The organism is Streptomyces sp. TG1A-60 (genome assembly GCF_037201975.1).
Classification (GTDB): Bacteria; Actinomycetota; Actinomycetes; order Streptomycetales; family Streptomycetaceae; genus Streptomyces.
This window is the reverse complement of the sequence record NZ_CP147520.1, coordinates 6438502-6454997: the sequence shown is the minus strand read 5'-3', so window position 1 is coordinate 6454997 and position 16496 is coordinate 6438502. Positions and strand designations below refer to the sequence as shown.

The 16496-nt window shown below is 71.1% G+C and carries 12 protein-coding genes and 3 pseudogenes; 5 read left to right on the top strand and 10 right to left on the bottom strand.

Annotated elements, in window-relative coordinates:
• Nucleotides 1-24: 24 nt before the first annotated feature.
• From WBG99_RS28105 to WBG99_RS28080, 6 genes and pseudogenes are all read right to left on the bottom strand, one after another.
• The gene (locus WBG99_RS28105; RefSeq protein ID WP_338896412.1) at nt 25-1158 is read right to left on the bottom strand and encodes an IS630 family transposase; all 1134 of its coding nucleotides are present in this window, start codon (nt 1156-1158) and stop codon (nt 25-27) included.
• A 129-nt stretch (nt 1159-1287) separates the two neighbouring features.
• Nucleotides 1288-2337, bottom strand: a complete 1050-nt coding sequence (locus tag WBG99_RS28100) for an aminotransferase class V-fold PLP-dependent enzyme (protein WP_338898978.1) — start codon at nt 2335-2337, stop codon at nt 1288-1290.
• A 111-nt stretch (nt 2338-2448) separates the two neighbouring features.
• Nucleotides 2449-3167, bottom strand: a pseudogene (locus WBG99_RS28095) (DsbA family oxidoreductase).
• Between the two features lie 79 nt (nt 3168-3246).
• Nucleotides 3247-3771 carry a GNAT family N-acetyltransferase gene (locus WBG99_RS28090; protein WP_338898977.1) on the bottom strand — a complete coding sequence of 175 codons (525 nt, stop codon included), beginning with the start codon at nt 3769-3771 and terminating at the stop codon, nt 3247-3249.
• An 84-nt stretch (nt 3772-3855) separates the two neighbouring features.
• Entirely contained in the window at nt 3856-4464 is a 609-nt protein-coding gene (locus WBG99_RS28085) for a DUF1349 domain-containing protein (RefSeq protein ID WP_338898976.1), read from the bottom strand.
• 115 nt (nt 4465-4579) lie between these two features.
• Entirely contained in the window at nt 4580-6109 is a 1530-nt protein-coding gene (locus WBG99_RS28080; RefSeq protein ID WP_338898975.1) for an aldehyde dehydrogenase (NADP(+)), read from the bottom strand.
• Between the two features lie 123 nt (nt 6110-6232).
• On the opposite strand from WBG99_RS28080, the gene WBG99_RS28075 reads away from it, so the two are divergent.
• Entirely contained in the window at nt 6233-7006 is a 774-nt protein-coding gene (locus WBG99_RS28075) for an IclR family transcriptional regulator (protein ID WP_152167890.1), read from the top strand.
• Nucleotides 7007-7130: 124 nt separating this feature from the next.
• On the opposite strand, the gene WBG99_RS28070 is transcribed toward WBG99_RS28075, so the two are convergent.
• Entirely contained in the window at nt 7131-8582 is a 1452-nt protein-coding gene (locus WBG99_RS28070; RefSeq protein ID WP_338898974.1) for an NCS2 family permease, read from the bottom strand.
• A 271-nt stretch (nt 8583-8853) separates the two neighbouring features.
• Here WBG99_RS28070 and WBG99_RS28065 point away from each other — a divergent pair, with 271 nt between their 5' ends.
• Both WBG99_RS28065 and WBG99_RS28060 read left to right on the top strand, forming a co-directional pair.
• Nucleotides 8854-9486: a SigE family RNA polymerase sigma factor gene (locus WBG99_RS28065; RefSeq protein WP_338898973.1), complete on the top strand. Its 633-nt coding sequence runs from the start codon at nt 8854-8856 to the stop codon at nt 9484-9486.
• Nucleotides 9483-10352 carry a hypothetical protein gene (locus WBG99_RS28060; protein WP_338898972.1) on the top strand — a complete coding sequence of 290 codons (870 nt, stop codon included), beginning with the start codon at nt 9483-9485 and terminating at the stop codon, nt 10350-10352. The genes WBG99_RS28065 and WBG99_RS28060 overlap by 4 nt, the downstream gene beginning before the upstream one ends.
• A 91-nt stretch (nt 10353-10443) precedes the next feature.
• Here the strand turns inward: WBG99_RS28060 and WBG99_RS28055 are convergent, their stop codons facing one another.
• Nucleotides 10444-11601: a right-handed parallel beta-helix repeat-containing protein gene (locus tag WBG99_RS28055; RefSeq protein WP_338898971.1), complete on the bottom strand. Its 1158-nt coding sequence runs from the start codon at nt 11599-11601 to the stop codon at nt 10444-10446.
• Between the two features lie 232 nt (nt 11602-11833).
• On the opposite strand from WBG99_RS28055, the gene WBG99_RS28050 reads away from it, so the two are divergent.
• Nucleotides 11834-14050, top strand: a complete 2217-nt coding sequence (locus WBG99_RS28050; RefSeq protein WP_338898970.1) for a family 43 glycosylhydrolase — start codon at nt 11834-11836, stop codon at nt 14048-14050.
• A 10-nt stretch (nt 14051-14060) separates the two neighbouring features.
• Here the strand turns inward: WBG99_RS28050 and WBG99_RS28045 are convergent.
• Together WBG99_RS28045 and WBG99_RS28040 are read right to left on the bottom strand one after the other, a co-directional pair.
• Nucleotides 14061-14183: pseudogene (locus WBG99_RS28045) on the bottom strand (pectate lyase); the annotation flags it as partial.
• A gap of 155 nt (nt 14184-14338) precedes the next feature.
• Nucleotides 14339-14931, bottom strand: a pseudogene (locus tag WBG99_RS28040) (TIGR03086 family metal-binding protein).
• 181 nt (nt 14932-15112) lie between these two features.
• On the opposite strand from WBG99_RS28040, the gene WBG99_RS28035 reads away from it, so the two are divergent.
• Complete coding sequence (locus tag WBG99_RS28035; RefSeq protein WP_338898969.1) at nt 15113-16459, top strand: MFS transporter; 1347 nt, start codon at nt 15113-15115, stop codon at nt 16457-16459.
• Nucleotides 16460-16496: the final 37 nt, after the last annotated feature.

The following is a 16496-nucleotide window of genomic DNA, read 5'->3' as shown; positions in this document are numbered from 1 at the left end:
TCGTGATGCCTTCCTAGTGCCGGATCAGGCAATGTTTGCCCTGTCGACGACGGCGCGTAGGCGTCGGTCGTCGGCATGGCGGTTTCGCCAGATGATGTAGCGGCGGATCATGCTGCCCTGTTCCTTGTGGTCGGCATGGTCGGTGCCGTCGAGGGTGAAGTAGCGCAAAGCGGTGAACTGGGCCTCGACGCGGTTGAGCCACGAGGAGTTCGTCGGGGTGTAGGCGATCTCGACGTTGTTCGCCGCCGCCCAGGTGCCGACCCGCTGGCACTTCTTCGTGGTCAGATGCGGGGAAAAGTTGTCGCAGACGATCGCGATGCGGACACCGGCCGGGTAGAGGGTGCGCAGGTAGCGGCAGAACTCCAGGAACTGAGTGCGTCGCTTGATGGGCTTGATGTGGCCGTAGAGCTTGTCCTTGGCCAGGTCCAGAGCGGCGAACAGGTGCCGCACCCCGCCGTAGCGGTTGTAGGTCGCCCGCCGACGACGACGTGGTTCACGGTCGGGGTCCTTGTACTTGCCGCCGCGTTCGGCCCACTGCCGGCCAGGGTGGGGCATCAGGTTGAGCGGCCCGAACTCGTCCAGACAGAAGACGACTTCGGGCTCGCCCTCCTCGGGTATGACCTCGCCGTCGGCGATGGCATACAGGTGCTCGACGCGTGCCTTCTTGGCCGCGTAGTCCGGGTCGCGGGAGGTCTTCCAGGTCTTCAGGCGTTGAAAGGAGACGCCTTCCTCGCGGAGCAGGATGCGAAGGCCCTCGTGGCTGATGTCGTCGACCACCCCCTCGGCGACCAGGAAGTCCGCCAGCTTGGTCAGACTCCAGGTCGAGAACGGCAGGTCGTGCTCGGCGGGCTTGGACTTGGCGATCTTCTTGATCTCGCGACGCTCGGGCAATGTGAACGTCTTGGGCCGGCCGCCCTTGTACTTCGGATACAGCGACTCGAAGCCGTCGGTGTTGAAGTTGTGGATCACATCGCGGACCCGGTCGTCGCTGGTGAACGACACCTCGGCAATCTTCGCCACCGGCATGCCCTGCGCGGACAGCAGCACCATCTGGGCCCGCCGCCAGGTCACCACCGACCCAGTCCCCCTGCGGATGATCCGCAGCAGCCGTCTGCCCTCGTCGTCATCGATCTCACGCACGCGTACTCGTTCTGCCACCCGGACAGAGTGACGGACACGCGCCGCCCGACACAGCACCCGGACGACGCGTCACATCACAACAGGGCAAACGTTCCCTGCTACGGCACTAGCGCCCGAGGGATGGTCCGCGCCAGTGGATCTCGGAAGTCAGCGGGACAGGACGTCCAGGAGCCGGTCGACGTCCGTGGGCGTGTTGTACAGGTGGAAGGCGGCCCGCAGATGACCCGCGCGGTCGGAGACCTCGACCCCCGCGCGGCTCAACTCCGCCTGCCGGTGGCCCAGTCCGGGCACCGACACGATCGCCGAACCGGGCGCCGCCACCGGCTCCCGGCCCAGTGCGGCGAGGCCCGCGCGGAAGCGGTCGGCCAGCGCGAGGTCGTGCTCCCGTACGTTCGCCACGCCCAGTTCCTCGATCAGCGCGAGGGAGCGGCGGGCACCGGCGTACGAGAAGAGGCTGGGGCTCTCGTCGAACCGGCGGGCGGAGCGGGCGAGTTCCTCGACCGGGCCGTAGCAGCTGTCCCACGGCTCCTGCCCGGCGACCCAGCCGGCGAAGACGGGGGTGAGTCCGCCGAGGTCCTCCGGGACGACGAGGAAGGTCACTCCGCGCGGGCAGAGGAGCCACTTGAAGCCGACGGAGACGACGTAGTCGTACGCGTCCGCGTCGATCGGCAGCCAGCCGGCGGACTGCGACGCGTCGATGTACGTACGCGCCCCGTGCGCCCGCGCGGCCTCGCGGATCGCGTCCAGGTCGGCGACCCGGCCGTCGGCGGACTGCGCGGCGCTCACCGCGACGAGCGCCGTGCTGGAGCGCACCGACTCGGCGACCCGCTCCAGCGGGACCTCGCGCACCTTGAGGTCGCCGCGCACATGGAAGGGGTTCACGAGGGAGGTGAAGTCGGCCTCGGCGGTCAGCACCTCGGCGCCCGCCGGCAGCGAGGCGGCGATCAGCCCGCTGTAGACGGCGACCGAGGCCCCGGCCGCCACCCGGTCGTCCCGCACTTCGACGATCCGTGCGAAGGCCGCCCGCGCGGCCTCCACATCGGCGAACATGTCCACCGGCCGCCCGTCCGCCACGGACTGCACGCCGACCGTCATCGCTTCCACCGCGCGGGCCGGCAGCAGCCCGGTGCTCGCGGTGTTCAGATAGGTGTTCTTCGGGGCGAACTCGGCCTGGACCAGGCTCTCGAAGGTCTCCATGAGACCACTGTGGGCCCCCGCGAACCTCACGTCCATTGAGACCTTCTACGAGCTTCGGCCAAGCGTTGCTCATACATGGCGGCTGACCGGGAGCGGAGACACTTCGGGTGGCTACCGAGGAACGGCGCATCCATCGGGCCCGCATGCCTGCGCCTCCTCGCCACCGGCCTGGACCGGCTTCAACGGCGGCCTCTCCCCCACGCCTGGACCAGGGCCCGCTCGAAGACCTCCGCGGGCTGGGCCCCGGACACCCCGTACTTCCGGTCGAGCACGAAGAACGGCACGCCGTTCGCCCCCAGCTCCGCGGCCTCCCGCTCGTCGGCCCGGACCGCGTCCGCGTAGGCGACCGGGTCGGCGAGCACCGCGCGCGCCGCGCTCTCGTCCAGCCCCGCCTCGACGGCCAGCTCGATCAGGAACTCGTCGGCGCCGGCGTACACGGACCGGTCCTCCGCGAAGTTCGCCCGGTAGAAGGCCTGGAGCAGTTCGCTCTGCCGCCCCTGCTCCTTGGCGAAGTGGAGCAGGCGGTGCATGTCGAAGGTGCTGCCGTGGTCGCGGCCCTCGGCCCGGTAGGCGAGCCCCTCGGCGGCGGCCTGCTCGCGGAGGTTGTGCTCACCGGCCTGGGCCTGCGCCTCACTCATCCCGTACTTCTTGGTCAGCATGGTGAGGACCGGCTGGATGTCGTCCTTGGCGCGGCCGGGGTCGAGCTCGAAGGAGCGGTGCACCACCTCGACGCCGTCGCGGTGCGGGAAGGCCGCGAGTGCCTTCTCGAAGCGGGCCTTGCCCACGTAGCACCAGGGGCAGGCGATGTCGCTCCAGATCTCGACGCGCATGGTCTCAGCTCTCTCCAGGTCGCACGGTACGGAGACGCCCTCCGCTTTCTCTGGTTGGTGAACATTCAAGCAGTCCGGTTCATTCCCCGGCGCCGGTACAGGTGACGGTGTACGTGAGGAGAAGGTGGTGGTCGCCCGGCGCGGAGGGGTTCCGCGCGTCGGGGGTCCAGCCCTGGCGGGCGTAGAAGGCCCGGGCCCGGTGGTTGTCCACGTGCACCGAGAGGCCCGCCGTGCGCTTGCCGTCCGCCCGCCACGCCTCCACGCAGGCCACGTGCAGCGCCCGGCCGGTCCCCTGGCGCCACCGCTCGGGGTCCACATGGAACTGCGCGAGGTACACGGTGTCGCCGGGCGCCCCGTCCGCCGTACGGAAGGAGGCGATCCCGGTGATCCGCCCCTGCTCCACCGCACACAGCACCTGCCCGCCCGGTCGTTCGACGGCCCGGCGCCAGGCGGCGGGCCAGTCCGTGCCGTCATCGGGGACGCCGTCCGGGTAGTACGTCGCCCGGGCGCGGGCGTGCAGCGCGGCGATGCCCGGCGCCTCGGCGGGGAGCGCGGTCCTGATCACGCGCGCTCCGGTCACTCGGTTCACACGGTCCTTGATCATGCCGCTGAAGACGTGCCACGCACCCCGGTGGTTCCGCGCACCCGGAGGTTCCGCCCCGGGCAGCCCTTCCTCAGCCGCCGTCCCTCAGCCGCCGTTGCGCAGGCCCTCCGGCCAGTTGGGGCGGAACTCGATGTGGTCGTACGTGACCACGCAGCCCTCGCCCATCGGCGACTGCGTCATGAAGCCGACGAGGGCGGCGCCGCTCTCCTTCTCCCCTGCGAGTGTGAAGAGCCGGACGAAGGTCCACCGCTTTCCGTCGCGCGAGGCGTGGAAGGCGAACGCCCGGCCGGTGCGGCTGACCCGCAACCACACCGAACTTCCGTCTACGGTGAAGGAGTTGGCATCGTCCGAGTGCCCCCGGGTGACCACCGTGCACACGGTCGGCACATCCGGCGAGTACTCCAGGCAGAGCTTCGCCCAGGCCCGCTCCCCCACGTGCACGTAGAGAACGCCCGCGTCGAACCCGGCGGCGAAGCCGACGGTGACACGGGCGATCAGCTGGAAGTCCCCCTCCGGCGCACCCAGCAGCCTGGGCGCGTCCGAAGCGGGATCCAGCCCCTCGTCGGTGGGCGGCACGAACCGGTCCTGCCGCGCACCGGCCCACCCGGTGAGCACCCCGTCCTCATGGGACCAGTACCCGTCGGGGCCGTAGGTACGGAGAGGGAACGGGAGTTCGGGGATGTCGACGTCCATTGGGGGATTCTTACAGCTCCCGGCCCACGGCAGCAGGCTTTTGAGGGGCGCGGGGAACCGCGCGATCGGCCATGAGACGACCCGCGGCCCGCAGGCGACCGCACCCCTTGTGGCGCTACCGCTCCAGGACGCCGTTGAACCGCCGCGGCAGCCCCAGCGGGTTGTCGTCCCGAAGCTCCGCCGGCAGCAGCGCCTCGGGCGCGCCCTGATAGGCGACCGGCCGCAGCCACCGCTCGATCGCCGTACCGCCCACCGACGTGGACGTCGACGTGGTCGCCGGGTAGGGCCCGCCGTGGTGCTGGGCCGGTGCCACGGCGACCCCCGTCGGCCACCCGTTCACGAGCACCCGTCCGGCCAGCGGCGTCAGCTGCGCCAGCAGCTCCGGCCCACGCCCCTCCCCGGCGGCCTCCCCGCCGGACAGGTGCACCGTGGCGGTCAGGTTGCCGGGCAGCCGGGAGAGCACCGACGTGGCCTCGTCCTCGTCCTCGTAGCGCGCCACGACCGTGAGCGGCCCGAAGCACTCCTCCAGGAGCAGGTCGTGCGCGCCCTCGGCCGCCAGCTTCCCGGCGGGGACGGTGAGGAAGCCGGGGCTGACGGTGTGCTCGCCGCCCGCCCCCGCGGTCACCGGCGACTCCACCTCGGGCAGCTCGGCGCGCTCGGCTACACCGGCGAGGAAGTTGTCGCGCATGCGGTGGTCCAGCAGGACCCCCGAGCCGACGTCGCTGACCGCCTCGGTGAGGGACTTCACGAGCCGGTCGCCGGCGTCACCCGCGGGCGCCAGCACCAGGCCCGGCTTCACACAGAACTGGCCGACCCCGAGGGTCATCGACCCGGCCAGCCCCGCGCCGATCGCCTCGGCGCGCTCCGCCGCCGCGGCCTCCGTGATGAGGACGGGGTTGAGGGAGCCCAGCTCGCCGTGGAACGGGATCGGCACCGGACGCGCCGCCGCCGCGTCGAAGAGGGCACGGCCGCCGCGTACCGAACCGGTGAAGCCGGCGGCGGTGACGAGCGGGTGCTTGACCAGTTCGACGCCCGCCTCGAAGCCGTGCACGAGGCCGAGGACAGCCTCGGGAACGCCGTGCTCGGCGGCGGCCCGGCGCAGCACGATCGCGACCAGCTCGGACAGGGCCGGGTGGTCGGGGTGGGCCTTGACGACGACCGGGCACCCGGCGGCCAGCGCGCTCGCCGTGTCGCCGCCGGGGACGGAGAAGGCGAACGGGAAGTTGGAGGCCGAGTAGACGGCGACGACGCCCAGCGGGACCTTGTAGCGGCGCAGGTCGGGGATGGGCGGGGTGGCGGTGTCGTCGGGGTGGTTGATCACCACGTCGAGGAACGCGCCCTCGTCGACGATGTCGGCGAAAGCCCGCAACTGATAGCAGGTGCGGGCGAGTTCACCGGTGAGGCGGACCGGGCCGAGCGCGGTCTCGGCGTCGGCGACCTCGACGAGCTGGTCCTTGGCCGCTTGGAGCTGGTCGGCGGCCGTGCGCAGGAAGGCGGCGCGGACCGCGCGGTCGGCGAGAGAGCCACGCGCCGCGTGGGCCGCGCGGACGGCGGCGTCCACCTCCTGGGCTGTGGCTTCCACCGCAACCTGCTCGCGCTGCTTCCCGGTTCGGGGGTCGACACTCCAGACTGGTGCTGCTGCCACCGCGGGTCCCTTCACGTATTACTGGGGTCCGTTCACCAGGGTCGTTCGATATGCTGAACGCCGTCTCTGATGATGAATATGCTGTCGGAGACTATTTCCCGTCGAACGAAGGGGTCAAGGGCGATGTCGGCAGTCGAGACGGGCGGCGGAGCGCAGGTCAAGTCGGCGGTACGGACCGTTGAGCTGCTCGAATACTTCGCCGGACGCCCCGGGATGCACTCCCTGGCGGCGGTCCAGGAGGCCGTCGGATACCCCAAGTCCAGCCTCTACATGCTGCTCCGCACGCTCGTGGAGCTGGGCTGGGTCGAGACGGACGCGACGGGCACGCGCTACGGCATCGGCGTACGGGCGCTCCTCGTCGGCACCTCGTACATCGACGGCGACGAGGTGGTGGCGCTGGCCCGGCCGACGCTGGACCGGCTCTCGGACGACACGACGGAGACGATCCACCTGGCCCGCCTCGACGGCACGAACGTCGTCTACCTCGCCACCCGCCAGTCGCAGCACTATCTGCGCCCCTTCACCCGCGTCGGCCGCCGGCTGCCCGCCCACTCGACCTCGCTCGGCAAGGCGCTGCTGGCCACCCACACCGACGAGCAGGTCCGCAAGATGCTCCCGGAGACCCTGCCGGCGCTGACGGAGCACACGATCACCGACCGCGAGCGGCTCATCGAGGAGCTGCGCCAGATCCGTGAGCAGGGCTTCTCCGTCGACCGCGAGGAGAACACCCTCGGGCTGCGCTGCTTCGGCGTGGCGGTCCCGTACCGCACGCCGGCCCGTGACGCCATCAGCTGCTCGGTCCCGGTGGCCCGGCTGACCCCGGCCCATGAGCAGCTGGTCAAGGACGCACTCTTCGACGCGCGTGACCGGCTGACGCTGGCGACGCGGAGGCTCTGAGCCCGTCGGCCCGCCCCACCGGAGCGGTCGGCGGGCAACCCCCGGGTTCATGAGGACCCCCTGAACAAGAAGGGCCGCCCCACTCCCCCCGGGGCGGCCCTTCGCCGTCAGCACATGGACGGTGTCACTTCACGCCGAACAGCTGCTGGACCGGGTCGATCGCGAAGTACACCAGGAACAGGGCCGAGGTGCCCCACAGCAGCCAGTGGACCTCCTTCGCCCTGCCGAGGACCGTCTTGATCAGGACGAAGGCGAGGAAGCCGGCGCCGATGCCGTTGGTGATCGAGTAGGTGAACGGCATGACGGCGATGGTGAGGAACGCGGGGATGGCGATCTCGTACCTGTCCCAGTCGATGTGCTTGACCTGGGTCATCATCAGGAAGCCGACGGCGACGAGCGCGGGGGCGGCGGCCTGCATCGGGACGATGGTCAGCAGCGGGGTGAGGAAGAGCGCCACGGCGAACAGACCGCCGGTGACCAGATTCGAGAAGCCCGTGCGTGAGCCCTCGCCGACGCCGGCCGCGGACTCGATGTAGGAGGTCGCGGAGGACGCGGAGGCGGCGCCGCCCGCGACGGCCGCCGCACCGTCGATGAGCAGGACCCGGCCGAGGTTCGGGACCTTGCCCTCCTCGTCCAGCAGGCCCGCCTCGGCGGTGATGCCGACGACCGTGCCCATGGTGTCGAAGAAGTCCGAGAGCAGCAGGGTGAAGATCAGCAGGACGACCGTGATGACGGTGGTCTCGCCGAACGAGCCGAACAGGCTGAAGTCGCCGAGCAGGCCGAACTCGGGGGCGGCCACGATGTCGTCGGGGACCTTCGGGGTGGTCAGGCCCCAGCTCTTGATGTCGGCCACCGAGTTGACCACGATCGCGACGACCGTCATCGCCAGGATGCTGATCAGGATCGCGCCCTTCACCTTGCGGGCGAGCAGCGCGACGGTCAGCAGGACGCCCAGGCAGAAGACCAGGACGGGCCAGCCGGTCAGCGCGCCGCCGGCGCCGAGCTGCACCGGCACGGTGGTGTTCGCGAGGTCGGGGATACGGCTGACGAAGCCGGCGTCGACGAAGCCGATGAAGGCGATGAACAGACCGATGCCGACACTGATCGCCTGCTTCAGCGGCTGCGGGATGGCGTGCATGACGGCCTCGCGCAGGCCCGTGGCGACCAGCACGCAGATCAGCAGGCCTTCGAGGACGACCAGTCCCATGGCGTCCGCCCAGCTCATCAGCGGGGCGATCTGGAAGGCGACGACCGCGTTGAGCCCGAGGCCGGCGGCGAGCGCGAGCGGCAGGTTGCCGCCGACGCCCATGATGATCGTCATCACGGCGGCCACGAGGGCGGTGGCGGTGACGAGTTCGGCGCCGTCGAGGGTGTGGCCGTACTTGTCCTTGGCGTTGCCGAGGATGATGGGATTCAGGACAAGGATGTACGCCATCGTGAAGAACGTGGCGAAGCCGCCGCGTATCTCCCGGGCGAAGGTGGACCCCCGGGCGGTGATCCTGAAGAAGCGATCGACGCTGTTCGCCCCGGGTGGCTCGGCCTGCGGCCGGTCGGCCACCTTCTGTGCGTCGGACATGGACGGTACTCCTAGTGACATGCGTGTACTACGCGCGGATGCTGGCTGGATTGTTCCTGTGTTGAACCCGATTCAGGTTTTCTCCGTGTTACGGAATCGGGGTTCGCCCCGCGGGACGGCGTTCGAAGTCCCGTGCGAACACTCTTCACGATCACTGCTACTCTTCCGGATCTCGTCCGGGTGGCTTCCGGACGCTCACATGTCATTCACATGACACGCACAGCGGGCCGGCGCGGCCCTCTCTGTGGCCGCAGCGAGAAGAGAGGTCCCCGTGGGCACTGTCGTCGACGACGCAGCCTCCGTGGAGTTCCACGCCTTCTTCGAACGGCACTACGCCGAACTGTCCCGCCTGGCCCACCTGTTGACCGGCGAGGCGGACGCCGCCGACGATCTGGCGGCGGACGCGCTGCTGGCGATGTGGCACCGCTGGGACCGGGTCCGCGCGGCGGACCATCCGGTGGCGTACGCCCGTGGGGTGGTGGCCAATCTGGCCCGCACCCGGATCCGCAGCGCGGTCCGGGAACGCCGGCGGATCACGCTGTTCTGGTCGCAGCGCGAGGAGAAGACCGAGAATCCCGATGTGGCCGGGGTGGTCGACGTGCGGTCGGCGCTGCGCAGGCTGCCGTTCCGCAAGCGGGCGTGTGTGGTGCTGCGGCATGCTTTCGATCTCTCGGAGAAGGACACCGCGCTCGCCCTCGGCGTCTCGGTCGGTACGGTGAAGAGCCAGACGTCCAAGGGGATGGCCGAGTTGCAGAAGCTGCTCGGCACCGAGGTGCCGCAGCGGCGGATGCCCGCGGGCATCACGGGCGCGGGCATCACGGGCGCGGGCGTGACGGGCGCGGGCATCACCGGCGCGGGCGTGCCAGGAGCGGCTGCGCCGGGCAGCGGAGGGAGGGACCGATGAGGGACGTGCACGAGGAACTGCGCGCCCGGCTGCGCGAGTCGGCCGAGGCGCACGAGCCCGACCGCGCCCACGTCCTGGCCCGGATCGAGCGCGGCATGGCCGCCCCCGAGGAGCGCCACGGGCGCACGGCGGCCCGGCCGCCGCTGTGGGGCTGGGTGCGGGTGGTCACCGCCACCGCCGGTGTCGCGGGCGTGCTCGCGGTCGGCGGTTACGCGGTCGCCTCCGCCGTGAAGGGCGGGGAGACGCCGCCGGCCGACCGGACGGTCGCGGTCTCCCCGACTCCGGGCGACTCCCCGGCCGCGACGAGCCGGGTGCCCGCCCACCCTGACGAGCAGACCCCGAGCACCGGCGGCACGACGGAGGAGAAACCCGGCCCGAGCCCGTCGAAGACCCCGCCCGCCCAGGACACGACCGCGCCGAAGCTGCCCGCCTCGGGGAACGAGGAGGACGGCCCGCTCTGGTCGGACGGCTCGGTCGACCCGCACAGCAACGACTTCTGGGCGCAGAGCAATCTGACCCTGCGCACGGGCGAGCAGCTCGCCGAGCTGACGGTCCAGTTGCGGATCGCCCTGACCGGCGGGGTCACCTCGGCCGGCGCCTGGCGCTCGCTGCCGGAGCAGGACTTCGACCTCACGGTCGAGGAGGACGACGGCTTCCTGGTCTACACGTGGGTCCTCAAGGACGGCCGTACGGTCCCGAAGGGCGAGTTCGTGTTCGCCGGGCAGTACGACCACGAGCGCGGCGGCCGGGACGCCGGCGACGACCGCTACGCGATGACGGCGACGGCGGACGGCCAGGACCTCGCGGTGGCGGGCGGCTTCGAGCCCCACGACGACAACGGCTCCGCCGACGAGGGCCGCTCGTAGAGGAACCTTCCCGGCATCGGCAGCCCTTCCGCATGAGTGCCGACAGGCCACGACGGACCAGCGGCCGGTTGAACCGGTCCTGCGCGGCGGATCAGTTCATCGCCGAACCGACAGCCGTGGACCCCGTCGTCAGGAACGTGGTGGCCGGCAGCGAGCCGTCCGGCCTCCGCGCACCGTGGGCGGTGGCCGCGCTGGTCGACTCGAAGCCGGGCGTGGCCACCCCGCTGTCCCAGTTGTTCGCGGCCGACACGGTGAACAGCCCCAGCTTCGCCTTGCCCGTGCCGTTGCCCACCGCGAGATTGCGCGCCAGGCGGGCCTTGCCGGTGGCGAAGGCGAAGCCGTTCTCCTTGTTGGCGTAGGCGGTGTTGCGGTTCAGCAGGATCGCGCCGGCGTTGGAGTCCTCGGTGAAGCCGTGCAGCGTGTTGTCCCAGGCGGCGTTGTCGTCGAGCACGTGCGCGACCGACGCCCCGCCGCCGCCCAGCTTGAACCCGTTGCCGTCGCCCTCGAACGGGGAGTCGTTCCAGCGGTTGTGGCCGTTGCCGAAGGCCCAGGAGTGCTCGACGGTGACGGGCGAGGAGAACTGCCAGAGGTCGAGACCGTCGTCCGCGTTGCCGTGGAGGCGGGCGCCGGTGATCCTGTTGCCGGTGCCGGAGCCGAATTTGACGGCGATGCCGTCGGCGTTCCGGCCGTGGTTCGCGGCGTCGTGGTTGCCGTGGCTGTCGAGGTTCTGCACGAGGTTGTCCGTCGTGCCGTCGCCGCGCAGGGTGAAGCCGGAGTCGCCGTTGTGCGCGGTGACGAGGTTCCTGAAGATCCCGCCGGCCGACGAGGTCGCGACGAAGCCCTGGGCCGGCGAGTTCTGGAAGGTGATGCCCGAGACGGTCCAGTGGTCGCCGTGGATCGCGGCGAGCCAGGAACCGGCGGGGAGCCGGGAGCCGTCGACCTCGACCTTCTCGCTGCCGTACGCGGTGAGCGTGATGCGGGCCGAGGCGGTGCCGTTCGCCGTGGACTTCAGCGCCTTCGTCGGCCGGTACGTGCCGCCGCGCACCCGGATGGTCTGACCGGCCGCGGCGCTCGCGACGGCCGACTCCAGTTGAGCCGTGGTGGAGACGGTGACCGTGGTGGTGGCGGCCCGGGCGCCGTCGTCGGAGAGGCCGAGGCAGACGCCGCCCGCCCCCGAGGCGACGGCCACCGCGGCGGCGATCGACAGGGTGCGGGTTCTGCGATGGCGTCCGCTGCCGCTCTGCCGCACAGGTGTTCCTTTCTCGGGGGACGAGGAACGAAGCGGGCCGGAGGGGCCGCCCCGGCCCGCTTCTGGTCACTGGTCGCCGCCCGGACGGAAAGGGTTGCCGCGGCCCTCACGGAAGTCCTCGGAAATTTCGCTCGCGGCCATCACGTCATCCCCATTGACGCATCGTGCCTCACTGGTGAGACTCCAGAAGCCCTTACCCAACAGAATCGACCAGACTCACACAGGATGTGTCATGCGCCCCACCGCCCGCACGCTCCTGCTCCCCCTCCTCGCTCTCTTCCTCAGCCTGCTGGCCGCCCCACCCGGTGCGGCCCAGTCCCCACCGACGCCTCCGGAACAGTCCATGAAGAAATCCAAGTACGCCGGTTACCTCTTCGCCTACTTCACCGGTGAGGGAACCTCGGACGGCGAGCAGATCCGCTACGCCCTCAGCCGTGGCAACGACGCGCTGCACTGGCGGGAGCTGAACGCCGGCAAGCCGGTCCTCACGTCGACCATCGGCGAGAAGGGCCTGCGCGACCCGTTCGTGATCCGCTCTCCCCGGGGCGACAGGTTCTACATGATCGCGACGGACCTGCGCATGTACCGGAACAGCAGCGGCAGCTGGGACCAGGTCCAGCGCCACGGCAGCAAGTCCATCATGGTCTGGGAGTCCACCGACCTGGTCCACTGGACCGACCAGCGCCTGGTGAAGGTCTCCCCCGACAACGCCGGCAACACCTGGGCGCCGGAGGCCTACTGGGACGACAGCCTCGGTGAGTACGTGGTCTTCTGGGCGTCGAAGCTCTACGCCGACGACGACCCGGACCACACCGGCTCGACGTACAACAGGATGCTGTACGCGACGACGAAGGACTTCCGCACCTTCAGCGAGCCGGAGGTCTGGGACGACCCGGGCTACTCGGTCATCGACTCCACGGTCGTGAAGCACAAGGACACGTACTACCGCTACACCAAGGACGAGCGGGACCCGACGTCGTCCAACCCCTGCTCGAAGTTCATCACAGCGGAGAAGTCGACCTCGCTCACGGACACCTCCTACGACTTCGTCTCGGACTGCGTCGGCAGCGGATCGATCGACCGCGGTGAGGGTCCGACGGTGTTCAAGTCCAACACCGAGGAGAAGTGGTACCTGTTCATCGACGAGTACGGCGGTCGCGGCTACGTCCCGTTCGAGACCACCGACCTCGACGCGGGCGAGTGGACCATGTCCAGGAACTACCAGCTGCCCGCCAGTCCCCGGCACGGCACGGTCATGCCGGTGACACAGGAGGAGTACGACCGGCTGCTGGCCGCCTACCCGGCGAGCCCCGCCTCGGTCGTGGACGCCACGGCGAAGGGCCAGAAGGCGTACGCCGTCGTCACCGAGGCCACGAGCAAGGTCGTCCTGCCGATGGAACCCGGCGCCGACCTGCGGCGGCTGGCCCCGAAGCTGTGGCTCGGCGAGGACGCGACGGTGAGCCCGGAGTCCGGGACACTCCGCGACTTCCGCGATCCGCAAAAGTACGCCGTCACCGCGGCGGACGGCACGCAGCGCACCTGGACGGTGGAGGCGGTGCCGACCCGCGGTCCGGTCCTGCCCGGCCTGTACGCCGACCCCGACATCAAGTACATGGACGGCCGCTACTGGATCTACCCGACCACGGACGGCTTCCCCGGCTGGAGCGGCACACGGTTCAAGGCCTTCTCCTCCAAGGACCTCGTCCACTGGAAGGACCACGGCGTGATCCTCGACCTCGGACCCGACGTGTCCTGGGCCGACAGGAACGCCTGGGCCCCGGCGATCGCCGAGCGCGACGGAAGGTACTACTTCTACTTCTGCGCCGAGCAGCAGATCGGCGTGGCGGTGGCCGACTCCCCCGCCGGCCCCTTCAAGGACGCCCTCGGAAAGCCGCTGGTCGCCAAGGGCGGGCCGCTGCCGGGCCAGATGATCGACCCGTCGGTCCTCACGGACGACGACGGGCGGTCGTACCTGTACTGGGGCAACGGACGCGGCTACGTGGTGCCGCTGAACGACGACATGGTGTCGTTCGACGCCGGTGAGGTGAAGGACATCACCCCGGACAACTTCCGGGAGGGCACCTTCGTCGTCAAACGCGAGGGCACGTACTACTTCATGTGGTCCGAGGACGACACCCGCAGTGAGAACTACCACGTGGCGTACGCGACCGGACCGACCCCGCTCGGCCCGTGGACCAAGCGGGGCACGATCCTGTCCAAGCGCCCCGAGTACGGCATCCTCGGCACCGGACACCACTCGGTGGTGAACACGCCGGGCACGGACGACTGGTACATCGTCTACCACCGGTTCGCGCTGAACGGCCCGACCACGTCGGGCGGTGACGGAACGCACCGGGAGACCACCGTCGACCGCATGGAGTTCGCGGCCGACGGCACGATCGCGCCGGTGGTGCCGACCCTGGAGTCGATCCGGCCGGTGCGGCGCTAGCCGCCGGCTGGTCCATCGTCGCGCCGATCGTCGTGCTGCCCGTGGCCAGGAAGGTGGTCGCGGGCAGCGCGCCGTTCGACTCGCGGGCGTTGTACGTCGTCGAGGCGCTGGAGGAGCGGAACGACGGTGTCGCCGCCCTTGGCACGCTGACCGGAGGCGGGCCCGTCCGGGCCGGGATGCGGTGCCGAGGACGGTGAGGCTCACGGGCATGCGGGGAGCCTACGGACGCGGGCGGGGGCGGGGGCGGGGGCGCGCGCCTCGTTGGTGCGTTCTGTCGTGGGAATGCCCCTACGGCTTCCAGATCGGATCACGTCCGCTCAGGCCGATCACCCGGTCCAGCAACGGTTCGTCGCCCGCCACGGGCACCACCGGGGCGAAGATGTCGCCGCGCGCGGGGTCGTCGGCCGCCGCGGCGAGGAAGGAGTGCGTCGCCGCGAGAGCCGCCGGATCGGGGACGTACGTCTGGCCGGTGGCGCGGGCGAGGTCCCAGCCGTGCACGACGAGTTCGTCCGCCGCCACGGCGGCGGCGACGGCGCCCGGCAGCGACACCCCGCCCGCCCGGGTCTCGCCCGTCCAGGCCGCCGGGTCCCGCCAGGCCTCCGCGAGTTCGTCCAGCGCCGTGGGCAGGGCCTCCCGCCAGTCCGGCCCGACATCCGGCAGGACCCCTGCGGATCGGTGTCCGTCGTGGGGCCCAGATCCTTGCGGGCCGCCTCCCGGAAGGCGACGGCGAGCCCGAGCAGATGCCCGAGCAGGTGGCGCACCGCGTACTCCGGACAGGGCGTGGGAGCGGAGAGCTGGTCGTCGCGGACGGCCTGGGCGAGGCGGGCGACGATACGGGCCTGGGGGGCGAAGTCGAGGGTGGTGGGGGCGTCGTGGGTCATGGGGTGCTCCTGGAGACGTGCCGGATCCCGGAATACTGCTGTCTTCGTCCGCGGGGACCACCTGTGGACCCCCGGCGCAGCGGAAACTCATCGCTCGCCGCCCACTTGTCTTCCCCGGCGGCACTTCCTAGGGCATGTGCCCGATCCGCGCGGCAGGGCCTCAGCACCACGATCACCAGCCATGACATCCACGACACGGACAAGAGGGTCGGCAGGGTCGACCAGGCGGGTCCTCGGGGACCGCGACGCGGGGCTGTACCTGGCCGCAGTGGTGGTCTCGGGCCTCGGTTCGTCGGCGATGTGGCTGGTCGCGGGGATCTGGGTCAAGGATCTCACCGGCTCGGACGCGCTGGCGGCGCTGTGCGCGTGCGCCCTGTGGGCGCCGCTCCTCGCGGGCCCTTGGCTGGGCACCCTCGCGGACCGCCACCGCCGCCGCCCGCTCCTCATCGCCACCGACCTCGGCCTGGCCGCCCTCCTCCTCACCCTCTTCACCGTGGACACCCCGGGCGACCTGTGGGTCCTCTACACGGTCCTCCTCCTCTACGGAACGGCGGGCGTCGTCCATGACGCGGCCGAGTCCGCCCTCGTCGCCACGGCCGTCGGCCCGTCCCTCCTCGGCGACTTCAACGGGCTGCGCATGACGGCCAACGAGAGCATGAAGCTGGTGGCCCCACTGGCCGGAGCGGGCCTCTACGCGGTGTACGGCGCAGCGACGGTCGCGCTGCTGGACGCGGTCACCTTCGTCGCGGCGGCGGGACTGTACGCGTCAGTGCGGGCGCGGGAAGGCGAGCCGGTGCGCACCGGGGCCGGACGGCACGGGCGGTGGCTGCGGAGCAGCGCCTCTGCCCCCGTCGTCGACACCGACACCGACACGGTCACGGGCACCGGCACGCACACGGGCACCGACACCGGCACGGGCACGGGCACGGGCGATGACCAACGGCCCCGCGCGGGCCGGCGTGCCCGCACGGCCGAAGGCGCCCGCCATCTGCTCACCGACAAGCGCCTACGCCCCCTCGTCCTGGCCGGCGGCACCACCATGCTGCTCTCCGGGATCAACGGCGCCCTGATCCACGCGGTGGTGGAGCCCCTGGGCCACTCGCCCGCCTACGCCGGACTTCTCTACCTGGCGCAGGGCGCCGGCTCGATCACCGTCGGCCTGGCCACGGGCCCCCTCCTGCGCCGCCTCGGCGGACTCCCCTTCGCGGCGTACGGCATCGCCCTGACGGGGTCGGCGGTGGCTCTCCGCGCGATACCGAACGACACCGTCGCCCTGGCCTGCAGCGCGGCGATCGGCATCGGCCTGCCCTGCGTCCTGACCGCCGCGCTCACCGCGGTCCAACGCGCGGCCCCGCCTGAGCTGCTGGGCCGCACCACCGCCACCGCCCACACCCTGCTGTTCGCCCCGACGGCCGTGGGGACGGCGATCGGCGCGGCAGTGGTGCAACCGGTCGACCTGCGGGTGCTGTCGGCCGCGGTGGGAGGGGCCCATCTCCTGACGGCTGCCTGGCTGCTGCGCCACCGCTGACAGGCAGGGGCGGCGGGAGCGAACCCGCGACCGGCAC

Bases quoted from the DNA above. Each gene is read 5' to 3' on its own strand.
- WBG99_RS28100 (WP_338898978.1), bottom strand. From the start codon at position 2,337: ATGGAGACCTTCGAGAGCCTGGTCCAGGCCGAGTTCGCCCCGAAGAAC.
- WBG99_RS28090 (WP_338898977.1), bottom strand. From the start codon at position 3,771: ATGATCAAGGACCGTGTGAACCGAGTGACCGGAGCGCGCGTGATCAGG.
- WBG99_RS28085 (WP_338898976.1), bottom strand. From the start codon at position 4,464: ATGGACGTCGACATCCCCGAACTCCCGTTCCCTCTCCGTACCTACGGC.
- WBG99_RS28075 (WP_152167890.1), top strand. From the start codon at position 6,233: ATGTCGGCAGTCGAGACGGGCGGCGGAGCGCAGGTCAAGTCGGCGGTA.
- WBG99_RS28070 (WP_338898974.1), bottom strand. From the start codon at position 8,582: ATGTCCGACGCACAGAAGGTGGCCGACCGGCCGCAGGCCGAGCCACCC.
- WBG99_RS28060 (WP_338898972.1), top strand. From the start codon at position 9,483: ATGAGGGACGTGCACGAGGAACTGCGCGCCCGGCTGCGCGAGTCGGCC.
- WBG99_RS28050 (WP_338898970.1), top strand. From the start codon at position 11,834: ATGCGCCCCACCGCCCGCACGCTCCTGCTCCCCCTCCTCGCTCTCTTC.
- WBG99_RS28035 (WP_338898969.1), top strand. From the start codon at position 15,113: ATGACATCCACGACACGGACAAGAGGGTCGGCAGGGTCGACCAGGCGG.